General features: G+C 58.8%; 14 protein-coding genes. 4 read left to right on the top strand and 10 right to left on the bottom strand.

Annotation, left to right across the window (positions count from 1 at the left end; translation table 11 throughout):
* Nucleotides 1-25: 25 nt before the first annotated feature.
* Nucleotides 26-1,936: a BglG family transcription antiterminator gene (locus tag ACRDD5_RS19740; RefSeq protein ID WP_438677753.1), complete on the top strand. Its 1,911-nt coding sequence runs from the start codon at nucleotides 26-28 to the stop codon at nucleotides 1,934-1,936.
* Nucleotides 1,937-1,947: 11 nt separating this feature from the next.
* Here the strand turns inward: ACRDD5_RS19740 and nrdG are convergent, their stop codons facing one another.
* From nrdG to treR, 5 genes are all read right to left on the bottom strand, one after another.
* Nucleotides 1,948-2,412 carry an anaerobic ribonucleoside-triphosphate reductase-activating protein gene (nrdG, locus tag ACRDD5_RS19735; RefSeq protein WP_438677752.1) on the bottom strand — a complete coding sequence of 155 codons (465 nt, stop codon included), beginning with the start codon at nucleotides 2,410-2,412 and terminating at the stop codon, nucleotides 1,948-1,950.
* 140 nt (nucleotides 2,413-2,552) lie between these two features.
* The gene (nrdD, locus tag ACRDD5_RS19730) at nucleotides 2,553-4,691 is read right to left on the bottom strand and encodes an anaerobic ribonucleoside-triphosphate reductase (RefSeq protein WP_438677751.1); all 2,139 of its coding nucleotides are present in this window, start codon (nucleotides 4,689-4,691) and stop codon (nucleotides 2,553-2,555) included.
* A gap of 369 nt (nucleotides 4,692-5,060) precedes the next feature.
* A complete protein-coding gene (treC, locus tag ACRDD5_RS19725) occupies nucleotides 5,061-6,716 on the bottom strand; it encodes an alpha,alpha-phosphotrehalase (protein ID WP_438677750.1) in 1,656 nt (551 codons plus the stop codon).
* 48 nt (nucleotides 6,717-6,764) lie between these two features.
* Nucleotides 6,765-8,183 (bottom strand): PTS trehalose transporter subunit IIBC, encoded by a 1,419-nt coding sequence (gene treB / locus ACRDD5_RS19720; RefSeq protein WP_438677771.1) that lies wholly within the window; start codon nucleotides 8,181-8,183, stop codon nucleotides 6,765-6,767.
* Nucleotides 8,184-8,308: 125 nt separating this feature from the next.
* Entirely contained in the window at nucleotides 8,309-9,256 is a 948-nt protein-coding gene (gene treR, locus ACRDD5_RS19715) for a trehalose operon repressor TreR (protein ID WP_438677749.1), read from the bottom strand.
* Nucleotides 9,257-9,643: 387 nt separating this feature from the next.
* On the opposite strand from treR, the gene mgtA reads away from it, so the two are divergent.
* Together mgtA and ACRDD5_RS19705 are read left to right on the top strand one after the other, a co-directional pair.
* Nucleotides 9,644-12,349 (top strand): magnesium-translocating P-type ATPase, encoded by a 2,706-nt coding sequence (gene mgtA, locus ACRDD5_RS19710; RefSeq protein WP_438677748.1) that lies wholly within the window; start codon nucleotides 9,644-9,646, stop codon nucleotides 12,347-12,349.
* 269 nt (nucleotides 12,350-12,618) lie between these two features.
* Complete coding sequence (locus ACRDD5_RS19705; protein WP_438677747.1) at nucleotides 12,619-15,003, top strand: beta-N-acetylhexosaminidase; 2,385 nt, start codon at nucleotides 12,619-12,621, stop codon at nucleotides 15,001-15,003.
* Nucleotides 15,004-15,048: 45 nt separating this feature from the next.
* Here the strand turns inward: ACRDD5_RS19705 and gbpA are convergent, their stop codons facing one another.
* From gbpA to ACRDD5_RS19680, 5 genes are all read right to left on the bottom strand, one after another.
* Nucleotides 15,049-16,500 carry an N-acetylglucosamine-binding protein GbpA gene (gene gbpA / locus ACRDD5_RS19700; RefSeq protein ID WP_438677746.1) on the bottom strand — a complete coding sequence of 484 codons (1,452 nt, stop codon included), beginning with the start codon at nucleotides 16,498-16,500 and terminating at the stop codon, nucleotides 15,049-15,051.
* Between the two features lie 181 nt (nucleotides 16,501-16,681).
* On the bottom strand, nucleotides 16,682-17,068 hold the full coding sequence (ridA, locus tag ACRDD5_RS19695; protein ID WP_271283235.1) for a 2-iminobutanoate/2-iminopropanoate deaminase: 387 nt from the start codon (nucleotides 17,066-17,068) through the stop codon (nucleotides 16,682-16,684).
* Nucleotides 17,069-17,141: 73 nt separating this feature from the next.
* The gene (gene pyrI, locus ACRDD5_RS19690) at nucleotides 17,142-17,603 is read right to left on the bottom strand and encodes an aspartate carbamoyltransferase regulatory subunit (RefSeq protein ID WP_438677745.1); all 462 of its coding nucleotides are present in this window, start codon (nucleotides 17,601-17,603) and stop codon (nucleotides 17,142-17,144) included.
* 12 nt (nucleotides 17,604-17,615) lie between these two features.
* A complete protein-coding gene (gene pyrB / locus ACRDD5_RS19685; RefSeq protein WP_271283233.1) occupies nucleotides 17,616-18,548 on the bottom strand; it encodes an aspartate carbamoyltransferase in 933 nt (310 codons plus the stop codon).
* Between the two features lie 34 nt (nucleotides 18,549-18,582).
* Nucleotides 18,583-18,687, bottom strand: a complete 105-nt coding sequence (locus ACRDD5_RS19680) for a pyrBI operon leader peptide (RefSeq protein WP_271283232.1) — start codon at nucleotides 18,685-18,687, stop codon at nucleotides 18,583-18,585.
* A 203-nt stretch (nucleotides 18,688-18,890) separates the two neighbouring features.
* Between ACRDD5_RS19680 and ACRDD5_RS19675 the strand changes: the two genes are divergently transcribed.
* Nucleotides 18,891-19,346: a YhcH/YjgK/YiaL family protein gene (locus ACRDD5_RS19675; RefSeq protein WP_438677744.1), complete on the top strand. Its 456-nt coding sequence runs from the start codon at nucleotides 18,891-18,893 to the stop codon at nucleotides 19,344-19,346.
* The last annotated feature ends 42 nt before the right edge of the window (nucleotides 19,347-19,388 follow it).

Raw genomic sequence — 19,388 nt, 5'->3', positions numbered from 1 at the left:
CCCTGAGCCCTAAAAGGATACCGACGTGCGATTTGCGAACCCGCGTTTAGCGCAACTGTATGAGATGTTGCAAAACGAAACGCTGCCTCAGGACGAGCTGGCGCAACGGTTGTCGGTATCCACGCGCACCGTGCGGGCAGATATTACCGCCCTGAATGCGCTGCTGGCGGATCACGGGGTGCAGTTTATCCTCAGCCGGGGCAATGGCTATCAGCTTAAAATCGACGATGTCGCCCGCTATCAACTGCTGCAGGACGCACATCCCCGGGCAATACGCATCCCGCGCAGCGGCCCGGAGCGGGTGCATTATCTGGTGGTGCGTTTTCTCACGGCGGCCTTTTCGCTCAAGCTGGAAGACCTGGCCGATGAGTGGTTTATCAGCCGCGCCACGCTGCAAAGCGACATGGCAGACGTGCGGGAGTGGTTCCAGCGCTATCATCTGACGCTGGAGACCCGTCCGCGCCACGGCATGAAGCTGTTTGGCAGCGAGATGGCGATCCGCGCCTGCCTGACCGACCTGCTGTGGAAACTGGCCCAGCAGGACAGCCTGAATCCGCTGGTCACCGAAGTGGCGCTCAACGCCGGGGTGCCTGAACAGCTGGTGCGGGTGCTGCACGAGACCTGTACTCGCCACCAAATTCGCCTGACAGATGAAGGCGAGCTGTTTTTACGTCTTTACTGCGCGGTGTCGGTGCGGCGCATCAGCGAAGGCTATCCGCTGCCGGAGTTCAGTGCAGAGGAGGTGGCCGACAACGTGCGCGATGCCGCGCGGGACATCGCCAGTGCCATCGCTCAACTGGCCGATAAAGCGCTCTCGCCTTCGGAAGAGAACTGGCTGTGCGTGCATATCGCCGCCCGTCAGGTGCAGGAGATCTCCCCGAGTGCGATTAACGCCGATGATGAAGAGGCGCTGGTGAACTACATCCTGCGCTACATCAACACGCAATATAACTACAACCTGCTCAGCGATACCCAGCTGCACGCCGATTTACTGACCCATATAAAAACCATGATCACCCGCGTGCGCTATCAGATCATGATCCCCAATCCGCTGCTGGATAACATCAAGCAGCACTACCCGATGGCCTGGGACATGACCCTGGCAGCGGTGTCGGGCTGGGGGAAATACACCCCGTATGCGATCAGTGAAAACGAAATTGGTTTCCTGGTGCTGCACATCGGCGTCGGGCTGGAGCGCCATTACAACATCGGCTATCAGCGCCAGCCGCGGGTGCTGCTGGTGTGCGACGCCGGGAATGCAATGGTGCGGATGATCGAGGCGGTATTGCAGCGCAAATACCCGCAGGTGGAGGTCAGCCGTACCCTGACCCTGCGGGAATACGAGCTGATGGAGAGCATCAGCGAGGACTTCGTGATCTCTACCGCGCGGATCGCCGAAAAGGCCAAGCCGGTGGTGACCATCGCCCCGTTCCCCACCGAGTATCAGTTGGAGCAGATTGGTAAGCTGGTGCTGGTGGACAGAACCCGTCCGTGGATGCTGGAGAAGTACTTCGACGCCAGCCATTTTCGCATCATCGAGCAACCCATCGACCAGCAGACGCTGTTCCAGGAGCTGTGCGCTCAGCTGCAGGACGAGGGCTTTGTCGGCGCAGAGTTTCTCGATTCGGTGGTGGAGCGTGAAGCCATTGTCAGCACCCTGCTGGGCGACGGCATCGCGCTACCGCACTCCCTCGGCCTGCTGGCGCAAAAAACCGTGGTCTACACCGTCCTCGCGCCGCACGGCATTCAGTGGGGAGATGAAACCGCCCACGTCATCTTCCTGCTGGCGATCAGCAAAAGCGAATACGAAGAGGCGATGGCGATCTACGATATCTTCGTCAACTTTCTGCGCGAACGGGCGGTGACGCGGCTCTGCGGCTGCCGCGACTTTGCGGCATTCAAAAGCGTGGCGATGGAGAGTTTGAGTCGGTTTTGAGCCAGTAGCGCTCAACGCAAATGATGCACAACCTGATTGCTGCTCCCGCGCCAGATCAGCATTGGGTCTTTCAGATCCTGCACAAACTTGCCGTCGATCAGCACGTTGACAAGATCCACCACTTCCCGCTGGGCATCGTTCAGCTCATCCAGCTTATAGCCGGTCCAGACCCAGATATCCTTGCCCGCGCACTCGGTGCGAATGCGCTGCACCAGCCTGAGGATCGCCGGCACGTTTTGCGGGTGCAGCGGATCGCCGCCCGAAAGCGAGATCCCCTGGCGCTTGACGCGCGTATCGTTGAGATCGTCGATGATCCGCTGTTCCATTTCGGCGGTGAACGGCTGGCCGGAATTCACGCGCCAGGTGCTTTTGTTGTAGCAGCCGGGACATTCGTGGATGCACCCGGAGACAAACAGGGTGCAGCGGGTACCGGGGCCGTTGACGATGTCGACGGGGTAATACTGGTGGAAGTTCATAGTGTTAACCTGATGCCCTCACCCCGGCCCTCTCCCACAGGGAGAGGGAGAAAACCGGTGCCGGACTCAACAATGTGCTCGATCGGTTCCCTCTCCCTTGAGGGAGAGGGTTAGGGTGAGGGGGAAAAGCGAACTCAGATTCAGCCGATCTGCCCGTTCCCTAAATGCTTCACGCGGCGCTTCACCTCTTCCTGCTTACCGGCGTTGAACGGACGCGCATCCGGGCTGCCGAGATAACCGCACACGCGGCGGGTCACGGAGACGCGGGCGGCGTCGTGGTTACCGCATTTCGGGCAGGTGAAGCCTTTGCTGGTACATTCGAATTCACCGGTAAAGCCGCACTCGTAGCACTCATCAATCGGCGTGTTGGTGCCGTAATACGGCACGTGCTGATAGCTGTAATCCCACACGTCTTCCAGCGCTTTCAGGTTGTGCTGAATGTTCGGGTATTCGCCGTAACAGATAAAGCCACCGCTCGCCACCGGCGGGTAGGCCGCTTCGAAGTCGATCTTGTCGTACGGATTGACCTTTTTCTCCACGTCGAGGTGGAAGCTGTTGGTGTAGTAGCCTTTGTCGGTCACGCCGTCCACCACGCCAAACTCGGCGGTATCCAGGCGGCAGAAGCGATCGCACAGGTTCTCGCTTGGGGTGCTGTACAGGCTAAAGCCATAGCCGGTTTCATCTTTCCAGCGATCCACCGCGTTGCGCAGGTGCTGCACAATGGCGATCCCTTTCTGGCGCAGCGTCTCACTGTCGTAGATATGCTGGTCGCCCGCCAGCGCGTTGATGGTTTCGTGGATCCCGATATAGCCCAGCGAAATAGAGGCGCGGCCATTTTTGAAGATCTCCGACACATCATCGTCGGCTTTCAGACGCACGCCGCACGCCCCTTCCATATACAGAATCGGGGCCACGCGGGCTTTCACCCCTTCGAGGCGGGCGATACGGGTCATCAGTGCTTTACGCGCCAGTACCAGGCGGTCGTCCAGCAGCTTCCAGAAGGCGGCTTCGTTGCCCTTGGCTTCCAGCGCGATGCGCGGCAGGTTAAGGCTGATCACGCCCAGGTTGTTACGCCCGTCGTGCACCTGTTCGCCGTTCTCATCTTCGTACACGCCAAGGAAGCTGCGGCAGCCCATCGGGGTTTTGAACGAGCCGGTGACTTTTACCACCTGGTCATAGTTCAGAATATCCGGGTACATGCGCTTGCTCGCACACTCGAGCGCCAGCTGTTTGATGTCGTAGTTGGCATCGCCGAACTTGTGGTTCAGGCCATCGCGGATGGCAAACACCAGCTTCGGGAACACCGCCGTTTTGCGGTTTTTGCCGAGGCCAGAAATACGGTTGCGCAGAATGGACTGCTGGATCAGACGTGATTCCCAGCTGGTGCCGAGTCCAAAGCCGAAGGTCACGAACGGGGTCTGGCCGTTGGCGGTGTGCAGGGTGTTCACTTCATATTCCAGCGACTGGAACGCGTCGTAGCACTCTTTTTCGGTGCGGGAGTGAGCGTAACCGTCCGCATCCGGGATCTGCCACTCTTCGGCCACGCGGCGATGCTTGGTAAAGCTGGCGGCAACGAAAGGGGCCAGTACTTCATCGATCCGGTTGATGGTGGTGCCGCCATAGATATGGCTGGCGACCTGGGCGATGATCTGCGCGGTCACCGCAGTGGCGGTGGAGATTGATTTTGGCGGTTCAATCTCGGCGTTACCCATCTTAAAGCCGTGGGTCAGCATGCCTTTCAGGTCGATCAGCATGCAGTTGAACATCGGGAAGAACGGCGAATAGTCGAGATCGTGATAGTGAATATCACCCCGCTCGTGGGCCTGCACCACGTCGCGCGGCAGCAGATGCTGGCGGGCATAATGCTTGGCAACGATACCGGCCAGCAGGTCGCGCTGGGTCGGGATCACTTTGCTGTCTTTGTTGGCGTTTTCGTTGAGCAGGGCGGAGTTGGTCTGCTCGACCAGGCCGCGGATCTCCTGATTCAGGCGACCGCGCTTTTCACGCTCGATATCGCGGTCGTGGCGATATTCAATGTAGGCGCGCGCCAGCTGCTTGTACGGGCCGGACATCAGCTGGTTTTCGACCGCTGTCTGGATCTCGTTAATGTCCACTTTGCTGCGGTCATTCATCTGCTGGCTGACCACCTCTGCGACGGTGGCGCAATAATCTGCGTCATCGACTCCCGCTGCTTTAGCTGCACGCAGAATTGCTTCTTTAATGCGCTCTGATTTGAAAGGCACGTTGCAGCCATCTCGTTTCATCACATGCGGTGTCATGATCACTCCATATAAAAACAGGTTATCCACAGAGGGACAGAAACGGGCGCGGCGCGTAACGGCCGACCCGCTCGAGGAATCTTGTTATTGCGACCCAGGTTATCCACAGTTGTCAGCAACACGGCTACGGTTATCTTCCAGGAATTGTAGACGTGAAATACAACATGTTGGGTCGGCGTGCATTCTAAGTTCTATATATAGTGATTTGCATCAAACTTGTTTGCGATTTTTTTGATTCAGAACAAAGTAAAAAACGAAGTGTACAGAGGGCGGGCGATCGGCGATTTGTAAATTGTTTCAGGGCAGAAACAGGTTGATTTCAGCAAAAAAAGTCTGTGCCGGAAAGCAGATGCTGTCCGGCAATTTCGGTTAAGACTGCTGCCACCACACCGCTTCAAACGGGCGCAGGGTCATGGCACCAGGCTGCGGCGACACTTCGGCATAGTTGCTCATCACCACCTGCCAGCTGCCTTCTACGGCGTCAGGCTGCCACGGCTGACAGTCGCGGCTCAGGTTCGCCACCACCATCAGCGTCTGGCCCTGCCACTGGCGGCGATAGCACCACAGGGACGGGCTCTCCGGGAGCAAATCCTGATAATCCCCCCAGGTCAGCACCGGCAGGGCTTTACGCAGGCTGATTAAGGCCTGATAGGTGTAAAACACCGAATCGGGATCGTTGATGGCCGCATCCACATTGACGGACCCGGCGTTCTCACACAGGGCAATCCATGGCTCGCCTGCGCTAAACCCGGCGCCAGGGGACGCATCCCACTGCATCGGGGTGCGGCTGTTATCGCGGGATTTACTCGCGAGGATCGCCAGCAGCTCGTCGGCGTCCCGGCCCTGGGCGCGCAGGGCGGCGAACATATTATGGCTTTCCACGTCGCGGTAGTCGGTGATGCGGGTAAAGTGCGGGTTGGTCATGCCAATCTCTTCACCCTGATAGATGTAGGGCGTGCCCTGCATCCCGTGCAGCACCATCGCCAGCATTTTGGCCGCCGGGACGCGGTATTCCCCCTCGTCGCCAAAGCGCGAGACGATGCGCGGCTGATCGTGATTACACCAGAACAGCGCGTTCCAGGCCTGGTTGTGCATCCCCTGCTGCCAGTGGCTGAACAGGGCCTTCAGCGCCACAAAGTCCGGTTTGGCCCGGGTCCACTTCTCCCCGTTAGGGTAGTCCACCTTCAGATGGTGGAAGTTAAAGGTCATCGACAGCTCACGCCCGTCGAGCGCGGCGTACTGCTGGCAATGCTCCAGGCGGGTGGAGGACATCTCGCCCACCGTCATCAGATTGCGTGGGATAAAGACGTCGCGGCTCATCTCCTGCAGATAGTCGTGAATGCGCGGCCCGTCGGTGTAGAAGCGGCGGCCGTCGCCCAGTAAATCGTCGGGGAAATCCTGATCCTTCGACACCAGATTGATCACGTCGAGGCGCAGACCGTCCACGCCGCGATCGGCCCAGAACTCGCAGGCTTTTTTCAGCTCGGCGCGCACCTCGGGGTTTTCCCAGTTCAGATCCGCCTGCTCGGGGGCAAACAGATGCAGATAATACTGCTCGCTTTCCGCGTGCCAGCGCCAGGCGTTGCCGCCAAACTTGGAGAGCCAGTTATTCGGCAGCTGGTCCGGGGTGCCGTCGCGCCAGATGTAAAACTCGCGGTAAGGGCTGGTTGGGTTCAGCGACTCGCGAAACCACGCGTGCTGGGTGGAGGTGTGGTTAAACACCATATCCAGCACGATGCGGATCCCGCGCTGGTGCGCCCCGGCGACCAGCTCGTCGAAATCGTCGAGGGTGCCGTAAGCCGGGTCGATGGCGGTGTAATTGGCCACGTCGTAGCCATTATCCACCTGCGGAGAGATATAGAACGGCGTCAGCCAGATGGCGTCGATACCGAGGGTTTTGAGGTAGTCAAGACGCGAGGTCACGCCGCGTAAATCACCGGTGCCGCGCCCGGTAGTATCCTGGAAGCTCTTCGGGTAAATCTGGTAGATCACGCCGTTTTGCCACCAGTGGGGAAGGGTATTCATAATGCGTTCCTGCAAATGCAAGGGGGCGCAACTGCGCCCCGAAGAAGATTAAACCGCCTGCAACGCGCCCTGACGGAACTTGCGCTGATAAACAACGGTGGTGAGCACCATCGGCACGATAATCGCCACGGCCATCGCCATCGCAAACACCTGCCAGAAGGTTGGCTGAATCGAGAGGATGCCCGGCAGGCCGCCGACGCCAATCCCGTTGGCCATCACGCCGTTCAGGCCGCACAGCAGCGCGGCGAGGCCGGAGCCGATCATCGCGCACAGCATCGGGAAGCGGTACTTCAGGTTGATGCCGTACATCGCAGGTTCGGTGACACCGAGGTAGGCGGAGATCGCCGCCGGAACCGAGATTTCACGTTCGTTATGCTTGCGACTGACCAGAATAATGCCGGTGACGGCGGATGCCTGCGCAATGTTCGACAGGGCAATCAGCGGCCAGACCGGCGTGCCGCCGAGGCTCTGGATCATCTGCATATCAATCGCCAGCGTGGTCTGGTGCACGCCGGTGATCACCAGCGGGGCATACAGGAAGCCAAACAGCGCCGCACCAATCGGGGCAAAGCTGCCGGTCATCAGATGACGCACCGCGTAAGCAACGCCGTCGCCAATCATGCGGCCAAACGGACCGATTAAGGCGTGGGCGAGGAACACCGCGAGGATCAGCGAGCATACCGGCACGACAACCAGATAGAGGTAATCCGGCACGATGCGCTTCAGGCGAGTTTCAATTATCCCCAGCGCCAGGCCTGCCAGCAGGGCCGGGATCACCTGCGCCTGATAGCCGACTTTGGCGATAGTAAACAGGCCGAAGTTCCACACCTCGGGGATCTGCTGCCCAAGTAAGTAAGCGTTCATTAACTGTGGAGAGACCAGCGTCACGCCCAGCACGATACCGAGAATGGGCGTGCCGCCCATTTTGCGCACCGCCGACCAGCAGATGCCCACCGGCAGATAGAAGAAGATCGCCTCGCCAATCAGCCACAGGAAGTCATAGATGCTTTGCAGCGCCGGGTACATCTGCGCCAGGGTTTTGCCGTCGCTCATCGGCACATCGCCAATCACGTTACGGAAGCCCAGAATCAGGCCTCCGCTGATCAGCGCCGGCAGCAGCGGGAAGAAGATCTCGGCGAAGTGTGAAATGAGCTGTTCATGCCACTTCATGTTCTGGCGCGCCGCTTTTTTGGCCTGCTCTTTATCCGCCGACGAGTGGCCGGTGGTGGTCAGCAGCGCCTTGTAGTAGTCGCCCACGTCAGTGCCGATCACCACCTGGAACTGCCCGGCATTGGTGAAGCAGCCTTTCACCATCGACAGCGTTTCAATGGCTTTAGGGTCGGCCTTCGCCGGGTCGTTTAATACAAAACGCAGACGGGTAATGCAGTGGCTGACCGTGGCGATATTTTCGCGTCCGCCAACCAGCACGATCAGCTGGTCGATATCCGTTTGTTTTACTTTGCTCATCATGAAACCTCATGACAGATGGTAGGGGTTATGGACTGGTGGCAAGCCTACTCTTTCAGCGTAACGCGGAAAATGGGAACGTTCCCGAAATCAGGTGGCGATCACAATAAAGCCTCTCAGGAGGCTCAGGACAGGGTGGCGGGAATGACGATCTGGCGCGGTTCGCTGCGACCGTTAATCTGCTCGATCAGCTGCGCGGCGGCCTGGCGTCCGGAGTCGGCGTAGCCAGGGTCGACGGTGATGATCTCCGGGTGCAGGAACTTCATCAGCGGGGTGTTCCCCACGCTCGCCAGCTGCAGGCTGTCGATGCGCTGCTCTTGTAAGTACTTACTTGCGCCAAGGGCCAGGGTATCAGTGGCGCAGACCAAGGCGGTAGTCTGTGGGGTCAGCACGCTGGCAACCTGCTCATAGCCCTGCTTCATGCTCAGGCCGGGCAGCGAGGCCACTACCGGGAGGGCGTGCTGTTTGCAGAAGGCCAGATAGGCGTCGTGGCGTCGTTGTCCGGTGGTGACGTCGCTGTGCGGCACGCCAAGATAGCTGATATGCCGGTGGCCGCTGTCGTACAGGCGCTGCATCAGGGTCATAATCGCCCCTTCGTCGTCGTAGCACACGGAGGCAAAGCCCGCGGCATCGCGCGCCAGCAGCACCAGGGAAGGCTGCCACGGGCCGAGGGTCGTCTCGTCGATGCCGGTAAACCCAAACAGCACCACGCCGTCGATATTGCGCCGCTGCAGCATACCGAGGTGCTCTTCCACCATCTGCGCCGAGAACTTGCTTTCCATCATGATCGGATCGTAACCCTGCTCGTAAAACACCGGGAGCATGGTCTGGACGGCCAGATTTTCCGACAGCGAGTCCAGACGGGTCACGATGATCGCCACCACTTTGTCGCTCTGGCCACGCATGGCGCGCGCCGAGCGGGAAGGGGAGAAGCTGTTTTGATCCATCACCGCCTCAACGCGTTCACGGGTGCGCTGGCTGACGCCGCTTTCGTTGTTCAACACCCGCGACACGGTGGATTTCCCCACGCCGCTTAAGCGCGCGATATCTTTGATGGTAAGGCGGTTCTGCATGCTTGATTCCCTGTGACGCGACGATAAGTAACCCGTAAGCCTAAATCGGGCGGGTCGATTAACAATGGGTAAAGTCTGGTTTACGTTCGGTTTAGTTGACGAGGACTATCATATCGCCCGAATCGGCACAAAGGGTACGGCTAAATCCCTATATTGCGCGCCGACATCCTGATTTTAACTTACCGGAGGCTGTATGGATCCCGATCCCACCCCTCTCCCCCTGCGGAGAACCCGTACTATCCGGTAAGCCTGCTTTCACTGCCTTGCCGGACGCGTGAGGCAGTGCCGTTCTGACGTCCCTGCATAAATTCTATTGCCTCTCAGGTACGGCTTTGCCACGCCTGAAGGTTCAACTGCGCCCGTTCAGACGGGTGCGGGGAACGTATTATGCTGAAAAATATCACCCAACTGCTTGCCCGGCTGAACCGCCACCTGCCGCGCCGTCTGGTGCAGCGCGACCCGCTGCCAGACGGTAAAAACATCACCGGGGCGGCGATCCCCGCTTCGCTGAGCGACCACTGCCTGAAGGTTGCCGCGATGGACGAGCCGCAGCTCTGGCCCGCCTTCAGTGCTCATCCGGAAGGACTGAACGCCAGCGAGGTGGAAAAAGCCCGCGCCGCGCACGGCGATAATCAGATCCCGGCGCAGAAGCCGTCGCCGTGGTGGGTCCACCTGTGGAGCTGCTATCGCAACCCGTTTAACCTGCTGCTCACTATACTGGGCGGGGTCTCCTACGCGACGGAAGATCTGTTCGCGGCGGCGGTCATCGGCCTGATGGTCGGGATATCCACCCTGCTTAACTTTATTCAGGAAGCGCGCTCCACCAAAGCCGCCGACGCGCTAAAAGCGATGGTCAGCAACACCGCCACCGTGCTGCGGGTGATTAACGACAAAGGCGAAAGCGGCTGGCGTGAGCTGCCCATCGACCAGCTGGTACCCGGGGATGTGATCAAACTGGCGGCGGGGGATATGATCCCGGCCGACCTGCGCATCCTGCAGGCGCGGGATCTGTTTGTCGCCCAGGCCTCGTTAACCGGCGAATCCCTGCCGGTCGAGAAGGTGGCGCGCAGCCGCGACCCGCAGCAGAACAACCCGCTTGAGTGCGATACCCTGTGCTTTATGGGCACCACGGTGGTGAGCGGTACCGCTCAGGCCATCGTTATCGCCACTGGTGGCGGCACCTGGTTCGGCCAGCTGGCCGGGCGGGTCAGCGAGCAGGCCAGTGTGCCTAACGCCTTCCAGCAGGGCATCGGCCGGGTCAGCATGCTGCTGATCCGCTTTATGATGGTGATGACGCCGATCGTGCTGCTGATCAACGGCTACACCAAAGGCGACTGGTGGGAAGCGGCGCTGTTTGCCCTCTCCGTGGCGGTGGGCCTGACCCCGGAAATGCTGCCGATGATCGTTACTTCCACGCTGGCGCGCGGGGCGGTGAAGCTCTCTAAACAGAAAGTGATCGTCAAACACCTCGACGCCATCCAGAACTTTGGTGCGATGGACATCCTCTGTACCGACAAAACCGGCACCCTGACGCAGGACAAAATTGTGCTGGAGAACCATACCGATATCGCCGGCAAAACCAGCGAGAGGGTGCTGCACACCGCCTGGCTGAACAGCCACTACCAGACCGGGCTGAAAAACCTGCTCGATGTGGCGGTGCTGGAAGGGGTAGAAGAGGATGCGGCACGTACGCTCTCAACCCGCTGGCAAAAAGTGGATGAGATCCCGTTTGATTTCGAGCGCCGCCGCATGTCGGTGGTGGTGAGCGAGCAGGCAGATGCGCACCAGCTTATCTGCAAAGGGGCGCTGCAGGAGATGCTCAGCGTCTGCACCCTGGTGCGCCACAACGGCGATATCGTGCCGCTGGACGCCACCATGCTGCGCCGCATTAAGCGCGTCACCGACACCCTCAACCGCCAGGGGCTGCGGGTGGTGGCGGTGGGCAGCAAAATTCTGCCCGCCCGCGAGGGGGATTATCAGCGCATCGACGAGTCGGATCTGATCCTCGAAGGCTATATCGCGTTTCTTGATCCGCCGAAAGAGACCACCGCTCCGGCGCTGAAGGCGCTGAAAGCCAGCGGCATCACGGTGAAGATCCTCACCGGCGACAGCGAGCTGGTGGCGGCGAAAGTGTGCCACGACGTGGGGCTGGACGCGGGCGTGGTGGTGACCGGCAGCGAGATTGAACATCTCTCTGACGATCAGCTGGCGACACTGGCGAAGAGCACCACCCTGTTTGCGCGCCTGACGCCCCTGCACAAGGAGCGCATTGTTACCCTGCTCAAACGCGAAGGCCACGTGGTTGGTTTTATGGGGGATGGCATTAACGATGCGCCTGCTCTGCGGGCGGCGGATATCGGGATTTCCGTCGACGGTGCGGTGGATATCGCCCGTGAAGCCGCCGACATTATCCTGCTGGAGAAGAGCCTGATGGTGCTGGAGGAGGGGGTGATCGAGGGCCGTCGCACCTTCGCCAATATGCTCAAGTACATCAAGATGACCGCCAGCTCCAACTTCGGTAACGTGTTCAGCGTGCTGGTGGCGAGCGCTTTCCTGCCGTTCCTGCCGATGCTGCCGCTGCATCTGCTGATCCAGAATCTGATGTATGACGTGTCGCAGGTGGCGATCCCCTTTGATAACGTCGATGACGAGCAGATCCAGCAGCCGCAGCGCTGGAATCCGAAAGATCTTGGGCGCTTTATGCTGTTCTTTGGGCCGATCAGCTCGATCTTCGACATTCTGACCTTCTGCCTGATGTGGTTTGTGTTCCATGCCAATACTCCGGAACATCAGACCTTGTTCCAGTCCGGCTGGTTTGTGGTGGGGCTGCTGTCGCAGACGCTGGTGGTGCACATGATCCGCACCCGCCGGGTGCCGTTCTTCCAGAGCCGCGCCGCCTGGCCGCTGATGGTGATGACCGCGCTGGTAATGGTGCTCGGCATTGCGCTGCCGTTCTCGGGGCTTGCGAGCTACCTGCAGCTACAGGCGCTGCCGCTCAGCTACTTCCCGTGGCTGGTGGCGATCCTCGCCGGGTACATGGTGCTGACCCAGATGGTGAAAGGGTTTTATAGCCGCCGGTATGGCTGGCAGTGAAATCCTGCCCCTCACCCTAACCCTCTCCCCATAAGGGAGAGGGGATTGTGCGGAGCCGTCTTTTCTTCCTCGCCCTTTGGGATGAGGGGATTGCACGGAGCCGTCTTTTCTCCCTCGCCCCTTTGGGGAGAGGGCCGGGGTGAGGGGATCCGTATGTTTCCCAAATTCAACAACCTGTGATCTCCGTCGCCCGCCGCGCTTGACGCTAATTTACGCACATGTTAACAGAATGTTTTGCCTTAATTTGGCCCGTCAGATAAGGAACATTCATGTTGCGTTACAGCCTGTTAACCGCCGGGCTTTTGCTCGGCACTTCTGCCCTTGCCGCCCCGGCGGGCGATCTGCCCCTGATGCCCTGGCCGACAAGCGTTGAGCGCCCGGCCACCCACGGGGCGCTGGTGCTTACCCACGACATTTCGGTGCGCGTCAGCGGGGACGATCTGGGCGATGCGGTGAGCCGTTTACGCCAGCGTATCAGCCTGCAAACCGGCTGGACTCTAAAGCCGCAGGCCGACAACCCCGACAGCGCCACCATCACCATCGCTATTGCCCGCAAGGTTGCCCCGCAGCCTAAGCCGGACAGCGATGAGAGCTACACCCTCACCGTCGATGCCAGTGGCGTGAATATCGCCGCCAATACCCGCTTCGGCGCATTGCGGGCGATGGAAACCCTGTTACAGCTGATTCAGAACGGGCCGGAGAATACCTCGCTGCCGTGGGTCAGCATCAAAGATGCCCCGCGCTTCCCGTGGCGCGGCTTGCTCCTCGACTCCGCCCGCCACTTTATTCCGCTTGACGACATTAAGCGCCAGATCGACGGCATGGCGGCGGCCAAGCTGAACGTGCTGCACTGGCACTTAACCGACGATCAGGGCTGGCGTTTTGCCTCAAAGCGCTACCCGAAGCTGACCCAGCTGGCCAGCGATGGGCTGTTCTACACCCAGGATCAGATGCGCGACGTGGTGCGCTACGCCACCGCGCGTGGTGTTCGCGTGGTGCCTGAAATCGACATGCCGGGCCATGCCTCGGCGATCGCGGTCGCCTATCCCGAGCTGATGAGCGCGCCGGGGCCATATGAGATGGAGCGCCACTGGGGCGTGCTCAAGCCGGTGCTCGATCCCACCAAAGAGGCTACCTGGGCATTTGCCAGCGCAATGATCGGCGAACTGGCGGCGATCTTCCCGGATCCGTATCTGCACATCGGTGGCGATGAGGTGGATGACAGCCAGTGGAAAGCCAACCCGGCGATCCAGCAGTTTATGCGCGATAACAAGCTGGCCGACAGCCACGCGCTGCAGGCGTACTTCAACCGCAAGCTGGAGACCATCCTCGAGAAAAACCAGCGTCAGATGGTGGGCTGGGATGAGATCTTCCATCCGGATCTGCCGAAAAGCATCCTGATCCAGTCCTGGCAAGGACAGGACGCGCTGGGCGAGGTGGCGAAGCAGGGCTACAAAGGTATCCTCTCCACCGGCTTTTATCTCGATCAGCCCCAGTACACCGCCTACCACTACCGCAACGAGATCGTCCCCAAGGGGCTGAACAATGTGGATGTGATCACCGACAGCGACAGCGCCCAGAGCTGGTCATTTACCCTGCCGCGCCTGAAAGGCAAGCCGGTGGAGGGCAGCTTCACGCTGATCAAAGGTGAGGCGGGCTGGCGCGGATTTATTGACTTCAACGGCAAATCCCGTCGCGCGGTGCAGGACATCGTCTGGCGCAGCGATAACCAGGTGACGTTCAGCGTCGATACCTGGATGGGCGAAACCCGCCCGGTCGTCACCGTGAATGATGACAAGATTGACGGCTATTTCCTGCTGGGTAACAGCCGCTATCCGGTGACGGGCCAGCGGCTGGAGGCCGTGCCGAAAGGGATCGCCCCGGCGGTACCGGATGCCAGCCAGCAGGCAAATCTGCTGGGGGGCGAGGCCGCGCTGTGGGCGGAGAACGTTGCCGCGCCGGTGCTGGATATCAAACTGTGGCCGCGGGCGTTTGCGGTGGCGGAGCGGCTGTGGTCGGCGCAGGACGTGACCGATATCGACAACATGTATACCCGCCTGCAGGCGATCGACAGCTGGTCGACGGTGTCGGTGGGCTTGCAGCAGCACGCCCGCCAGCAGGTACAGTTCACCCGGCTGGCGAACACCACCGACACCCTGGCGCTGACGATTCTGGCCCAGGCGCTGGAGCCCGCCCAGTATTACACCCGCAACCATTTGAAGTTCCAGGCCGGGAATTATGATCTGTTTGAGCCGTTAAACCGCCTCGCCGATGCGCTGGCCCCGGAGAGCAACACCGTGCGGCAGATGCATCGCTGGGTCGACAGGCTGGTGAGCGATGCCGAAGACAGTGAAAGCGCGGAGTCGCTGCGCCATCTCTTTACCCGCTGGCAGAGCAATACCCCGGACGCGCTGGCGCTGGCCGAGAACAACTATCAGCTGAAAGCGATAAAGCCGGTGATTCAGACGGTGGATAAGCTGGCGGCGATTGGTCTGCGGCTGACCGATCTGGTGGCGCGACAGGGTACGCTGGATGATGCGGAGATAGCGTCGATTCAGAGCGAGCTGGATAAGGCGGCGCAGATTCAGGATGAAGTGGTGATTGCGGCGGTCTATCCGCTGGAGACGCTGCTGCGCGCGACGCGCAATCAGTAAAACAGCAATGCCCGGCAAACTTACGCCGCCGGGCATGAAGCCTTCTTAGTTCTTCAGGGTCCAGGCCATAGACCAGTGGGAACCTACACCGGGTTCGTACTGGTTCGCGGTTGTTGCGTACTGGACGCAGTAGCCGCTGTATGGCGCTTGTTTGCACTGGTAAGTTTTGCCATCTTTCGGCTGCAGCACCACGGTGCCCGCTTTATAAGAGGCAATGTTCTGCGGGAAGGTGTAATCGTATTTAGCCGTGGTGTCGGATGACGCGTCATTCTCCAGCATCATGTCGATCACATCCTGTGCGAACAGCACGCCATCTTTGTTGGTGGCGAAGTATTTCAGCATGTGGTGACCGGCAGTCACGTCGGTCAGGTTGATGGTCACGTCCTGGTTGGCGTTATTCATGTCCTGCTTCACATAACCTTTCTCAGCACCGGCGTGGTTCATCACCCGCGCTTCCAGGTTTACCTCACCCTGGGTGTTCACGTGGAAGGACACGGTTGCCGCACCGTTCTTGATTCTGGAGAACTGCACGTTGGTCACTGCGATACCTTCGTTCACCTGAGCCTGCTGCTCTTCATAAGAGATCGCGACAGATTTCAGGGTGCTGCCCTCTTTCACGTAGACGTTGTTCACGCCGTGAACCGGGTTCACCACTCCGCTTTCATCTTTAACACCGACGCGCACGTCGCTGTGGGCGGCATTGATTGCCTGCGCCAGGTCGTAAGACCACTGGCTTGCCTGACCCTGGGATGCAGAGGAGACGGTCAGTGCGGTGCGCATGGAGGCCACTTCACCGTTAGCATCAAAGAAGCGGGCGATCACTTTGTCGCCAGCGTTGACGTTGTTACCGGCGATCTGGCCGTCGAGGGTTTTGGTCCATTCAGACACCACAACCGGCGTTTCGTCAGGGGTGACGTTACCGCCGTTACCGAAATCAACGTCGATAGCCTGGTAGAAGCTGTTAGAGGTATCGGCAATTTCCCATACTGCGTAAATAACCTGATAGCCGGTACGCTGTGGCACATTACAATTCATTTCCTGGCGCTGAGCGGGCGCCTGGCCATGACCATTAATGGTACAGAACGGCGTAAGGTCAAATTGATCGCGGGTCAGCGGTTTATTTGGGTTCCAGTCCTGCCGGGTAATATACCAACGCCAGTTGGTGGTTTTATGCGGTGCGGTGTGATACCACGCGAAGGTATTCGGACCCGCAGTAATTGGGGTTTTGGTCCAGGCATTCAGGCTCTGGCGATCCAGCTGGGAATACTGGGAAATACCGGCGCTGGCCAGCTGACCCTCCGGCGGCAGGGCGCCAGTGGGGAAGCCGGAGGTACGTTCTACGCTCTGTGGTTCCCACTGTACGGAACCGCAATCAATATTTTGACCGAGCTTACACATATAGGCGCGGCTGGCCGGAGATTCTACATAACCATGTGCAAAAGCAGATGAGGCCACCGTGAGAGTGGCAAGTGCCAACGCAATCTTTGACAGTTTCATTTTTTATTCCATTAAAAGAGATTAATGCATCTGGGCGGGATAGTGTTGTCCGGAATAAAAAATGAGTCATTTTAAGTTGCGATGAAAATGAACAGTGAAAAGGCTTGAAGGTTATTTGGCTCTGTGTGTTCAGATAATAAAAAAGGCAGCCTGGGCTGCCTTCTGCTCATCAAAATCAGTGTTAGCGACGTACGGCAATCGCTTCGATTTCGATTTTCACGTCTTTTGGCAGACGCGCAACTTCCACGCAGGAGCGTGCCGGGAAGGTGGCATTGTGTTCGGTGAAGAACGCTTCGTAGGCCGCGTTAACGGTGGCGAAGTCATTAAGATCTTTCACGAATACTGTGGTTTTAACGATGTCGCCCACTTTCAGGCCTGCGGATTCAACGATTGCTTTCACGTTGTCCAGCGACTGGCGTGCCTGCGCGGCAACGTCGTGTGGTACCTCACCGGTTTTTGGGTTCACCGGGATCTGGCCAGAGGTGATGATCATGCTGCCAAGATCAACGCCCTGAACGTAAGGTCCGATAGCTGCGGGTGCATTTTCCGTCGCGAGTACTTTGGTCATGTCTTCTCCTGAATTACAGCGTTATGAATGTTCCCGGCCATTATAAAGAGCCGGGAAAGCATTACCACCGTGATTAGTTGGCCAGCACCACATAATGAGAAAACTCTTTTTCACAGTATTTGCATTTGAGCGCGATGTCATTGGCGCGTTTTTTCACTGCAAAGCTGGAGTTCACCGGTTCCGCATGGCTGATGCAGTTGCTGTTCGGACAGACCAGCACGCCCTCGATACGGGACGGCAGGCCCGGACGGGATTTGCCCACCACTTCATAGTCGTCGATACGGTTAACGGTCGCTTGTGGTGCGTACAGGGAGAGCTGGTTAACCTGCTCGTCGGTCAGGAAGGTGTTCTCGATTTTAATCAGGTCTTTACGTCCCATCTCACCCGACGGCAGGTTCAGACCGATGGTGATGCGCTGGTCGGTTTCAGTCAGTTTGAACAGGGTCAGCAGCTTAAAGCCCACCTGCGCAGGGATATGGTCAATTACGGTGCCGCGTTTGATGGCTTCGACCTGGAGTTTATTATCGTGTGTCATTGTCATTTCCCCTTACAGCGCTAAGTCGCGATTCAGAACCAGTGCCAGTAACGCCTGGCGCGCAAAAATACCGTTCCCCGCCTGCTGGAAGTACCAGGCGTGCGGCGTCTTATCCACGTCGGTGGTGATCTCATCGATACGCGGCAGCGGGTGCAGCACCTTCATGTTGCTGCGCGCACCCTCGAGGTCGCTGGCGCGCAGGATGAACTGGGCTTTGACGCTGGCGTATTCCGACGGATCCAGACGCTCTTTCTGCACGCGGGTCATGTACAGAATATCCACCTCGGCCATCATCTCTTCGATGCTGGCGTGCAGGCTCCACGGGATGCCTTTCTCATCCAGCATATCGAGGATGTACTGCGGCATCGCCAGCGCGTCCGGGGCGATAAAGTAGAAGCGGTTACCGTTAAACTTCGCCAGCGCCTGGGTCAGGGAGTGGACGGTGCGGCCATATTTCAGGTCGCCGACCATGGCGATGTTCAGGTTCTCCAGGCGGCCCTGGGTTTCCTGAATGGTGAACAGATCCAGCAGGGTCTGGGTCGGGTGCTGGTTCGCACCGTCACCGGCGTTCAACACCGGGATACCGCCCGAGAACTCGGTCGCCAGACGGGCGGCGCCCTCCTGCGGGTGACGCATCACGATGGCGTCGACGTAGGTGCTGATCACCGAGATGGTGTCCGCCAGGGTTTCGCCTTTCTTGCCCAGCGACGTATTGCTGCTGTCGGAGAAACCCACCACGCTGGCGCCCAGGCGGTGCATGGAGGTCTCGAACGACAGGCGGGTACGGGTGGAGGCTTCAAAGAAGCAGCTGGCAATCACTTTGTGCTTGAGCAGCTCCGGCTGCGGATTGGCTTTCAGTTTTGCCGCGGTCTCCAGAACCAGTTCCAGCTCTTCACGGCTGAGGTCATTTATGGAAATGATATGTTTTTGATAAAGCGGATTCATGTTTATCTCCTGACGCCGGGCAAAAAAAAGCCCCTCAAATGAGGGGCTCTGGGAATAGGGTATGCAATGGGAAGAAAAACGGCAGGCCAGCGTCTGTTTTGAGACGCATCAGGGCACTCTGTCGAACATGTTTGAGCATGCTTCCTCCTGGCAAATTGTGGCGCATTATACGCGGCCTGAACGGCGGATCAAGCGAATAATGCACACTTTAAGCAACGTAAACGGTTTGCTGTGCATGGTTATGCGCGAGTGCAAATCCCGGTCAAAAAGTGGTGGTATGGCAGCACAAATTCTCGTATAAAAGCTAAAAATGAAACGATGTTTTATATTGAGGATTTCACCATGATCGTTGGCAACATTCACAACTTACAGTCCTGGCTGCCAGAAGAGCTGCGTCAGGCTATCGAACACATTAAAGCGAACGTTACCGATGCTACCGCAACGGGCAAACACGATATCGACGGCAACAATGTGTTCTTCCTGGTTTCTGAAGACATGACCCAGCCGTTCGCCGAGCGCCGCGCCGAATATCATGCCCGTTACCTGGACATCCAGATCGTACTGAAAGGCCAGGAAGGAATGACCTTCAGCACCCTGCCGAACGGCACGCCGGACACCGACTGGCTGGCTGACAAAGACATCGCATTCCTGCCAGAAGGCGAGCAGGAAAAAACCGTGGTCTTAAACGAAGGTGACTTCGTGGTGTTCTACCCGGGCGAAGTCCACAAACCGCTGTGCGCCGTGGGCAACCCGGCCCAGGTGCGTAAGGTGGTTGTGAAGATGCTGGTGAACGAATAGAAAATCCGCACCTGACTGTTCCCTCTCCCCTGTGGGGAGAGG

The organism is Silvania sp., from assembly GCF_051656365.1.
GTDB lineage: Bacteria > Pseudomonadota > Gammaproteobacteria > Enterobacterales > Enterobacteriaceae > Enterobacter > Enterobacter hatchlandensis.
Note: the sequence above shows the minus strand (reverse complement) of the source record. Positions and strands in the feature narration are given on the sequence as shown.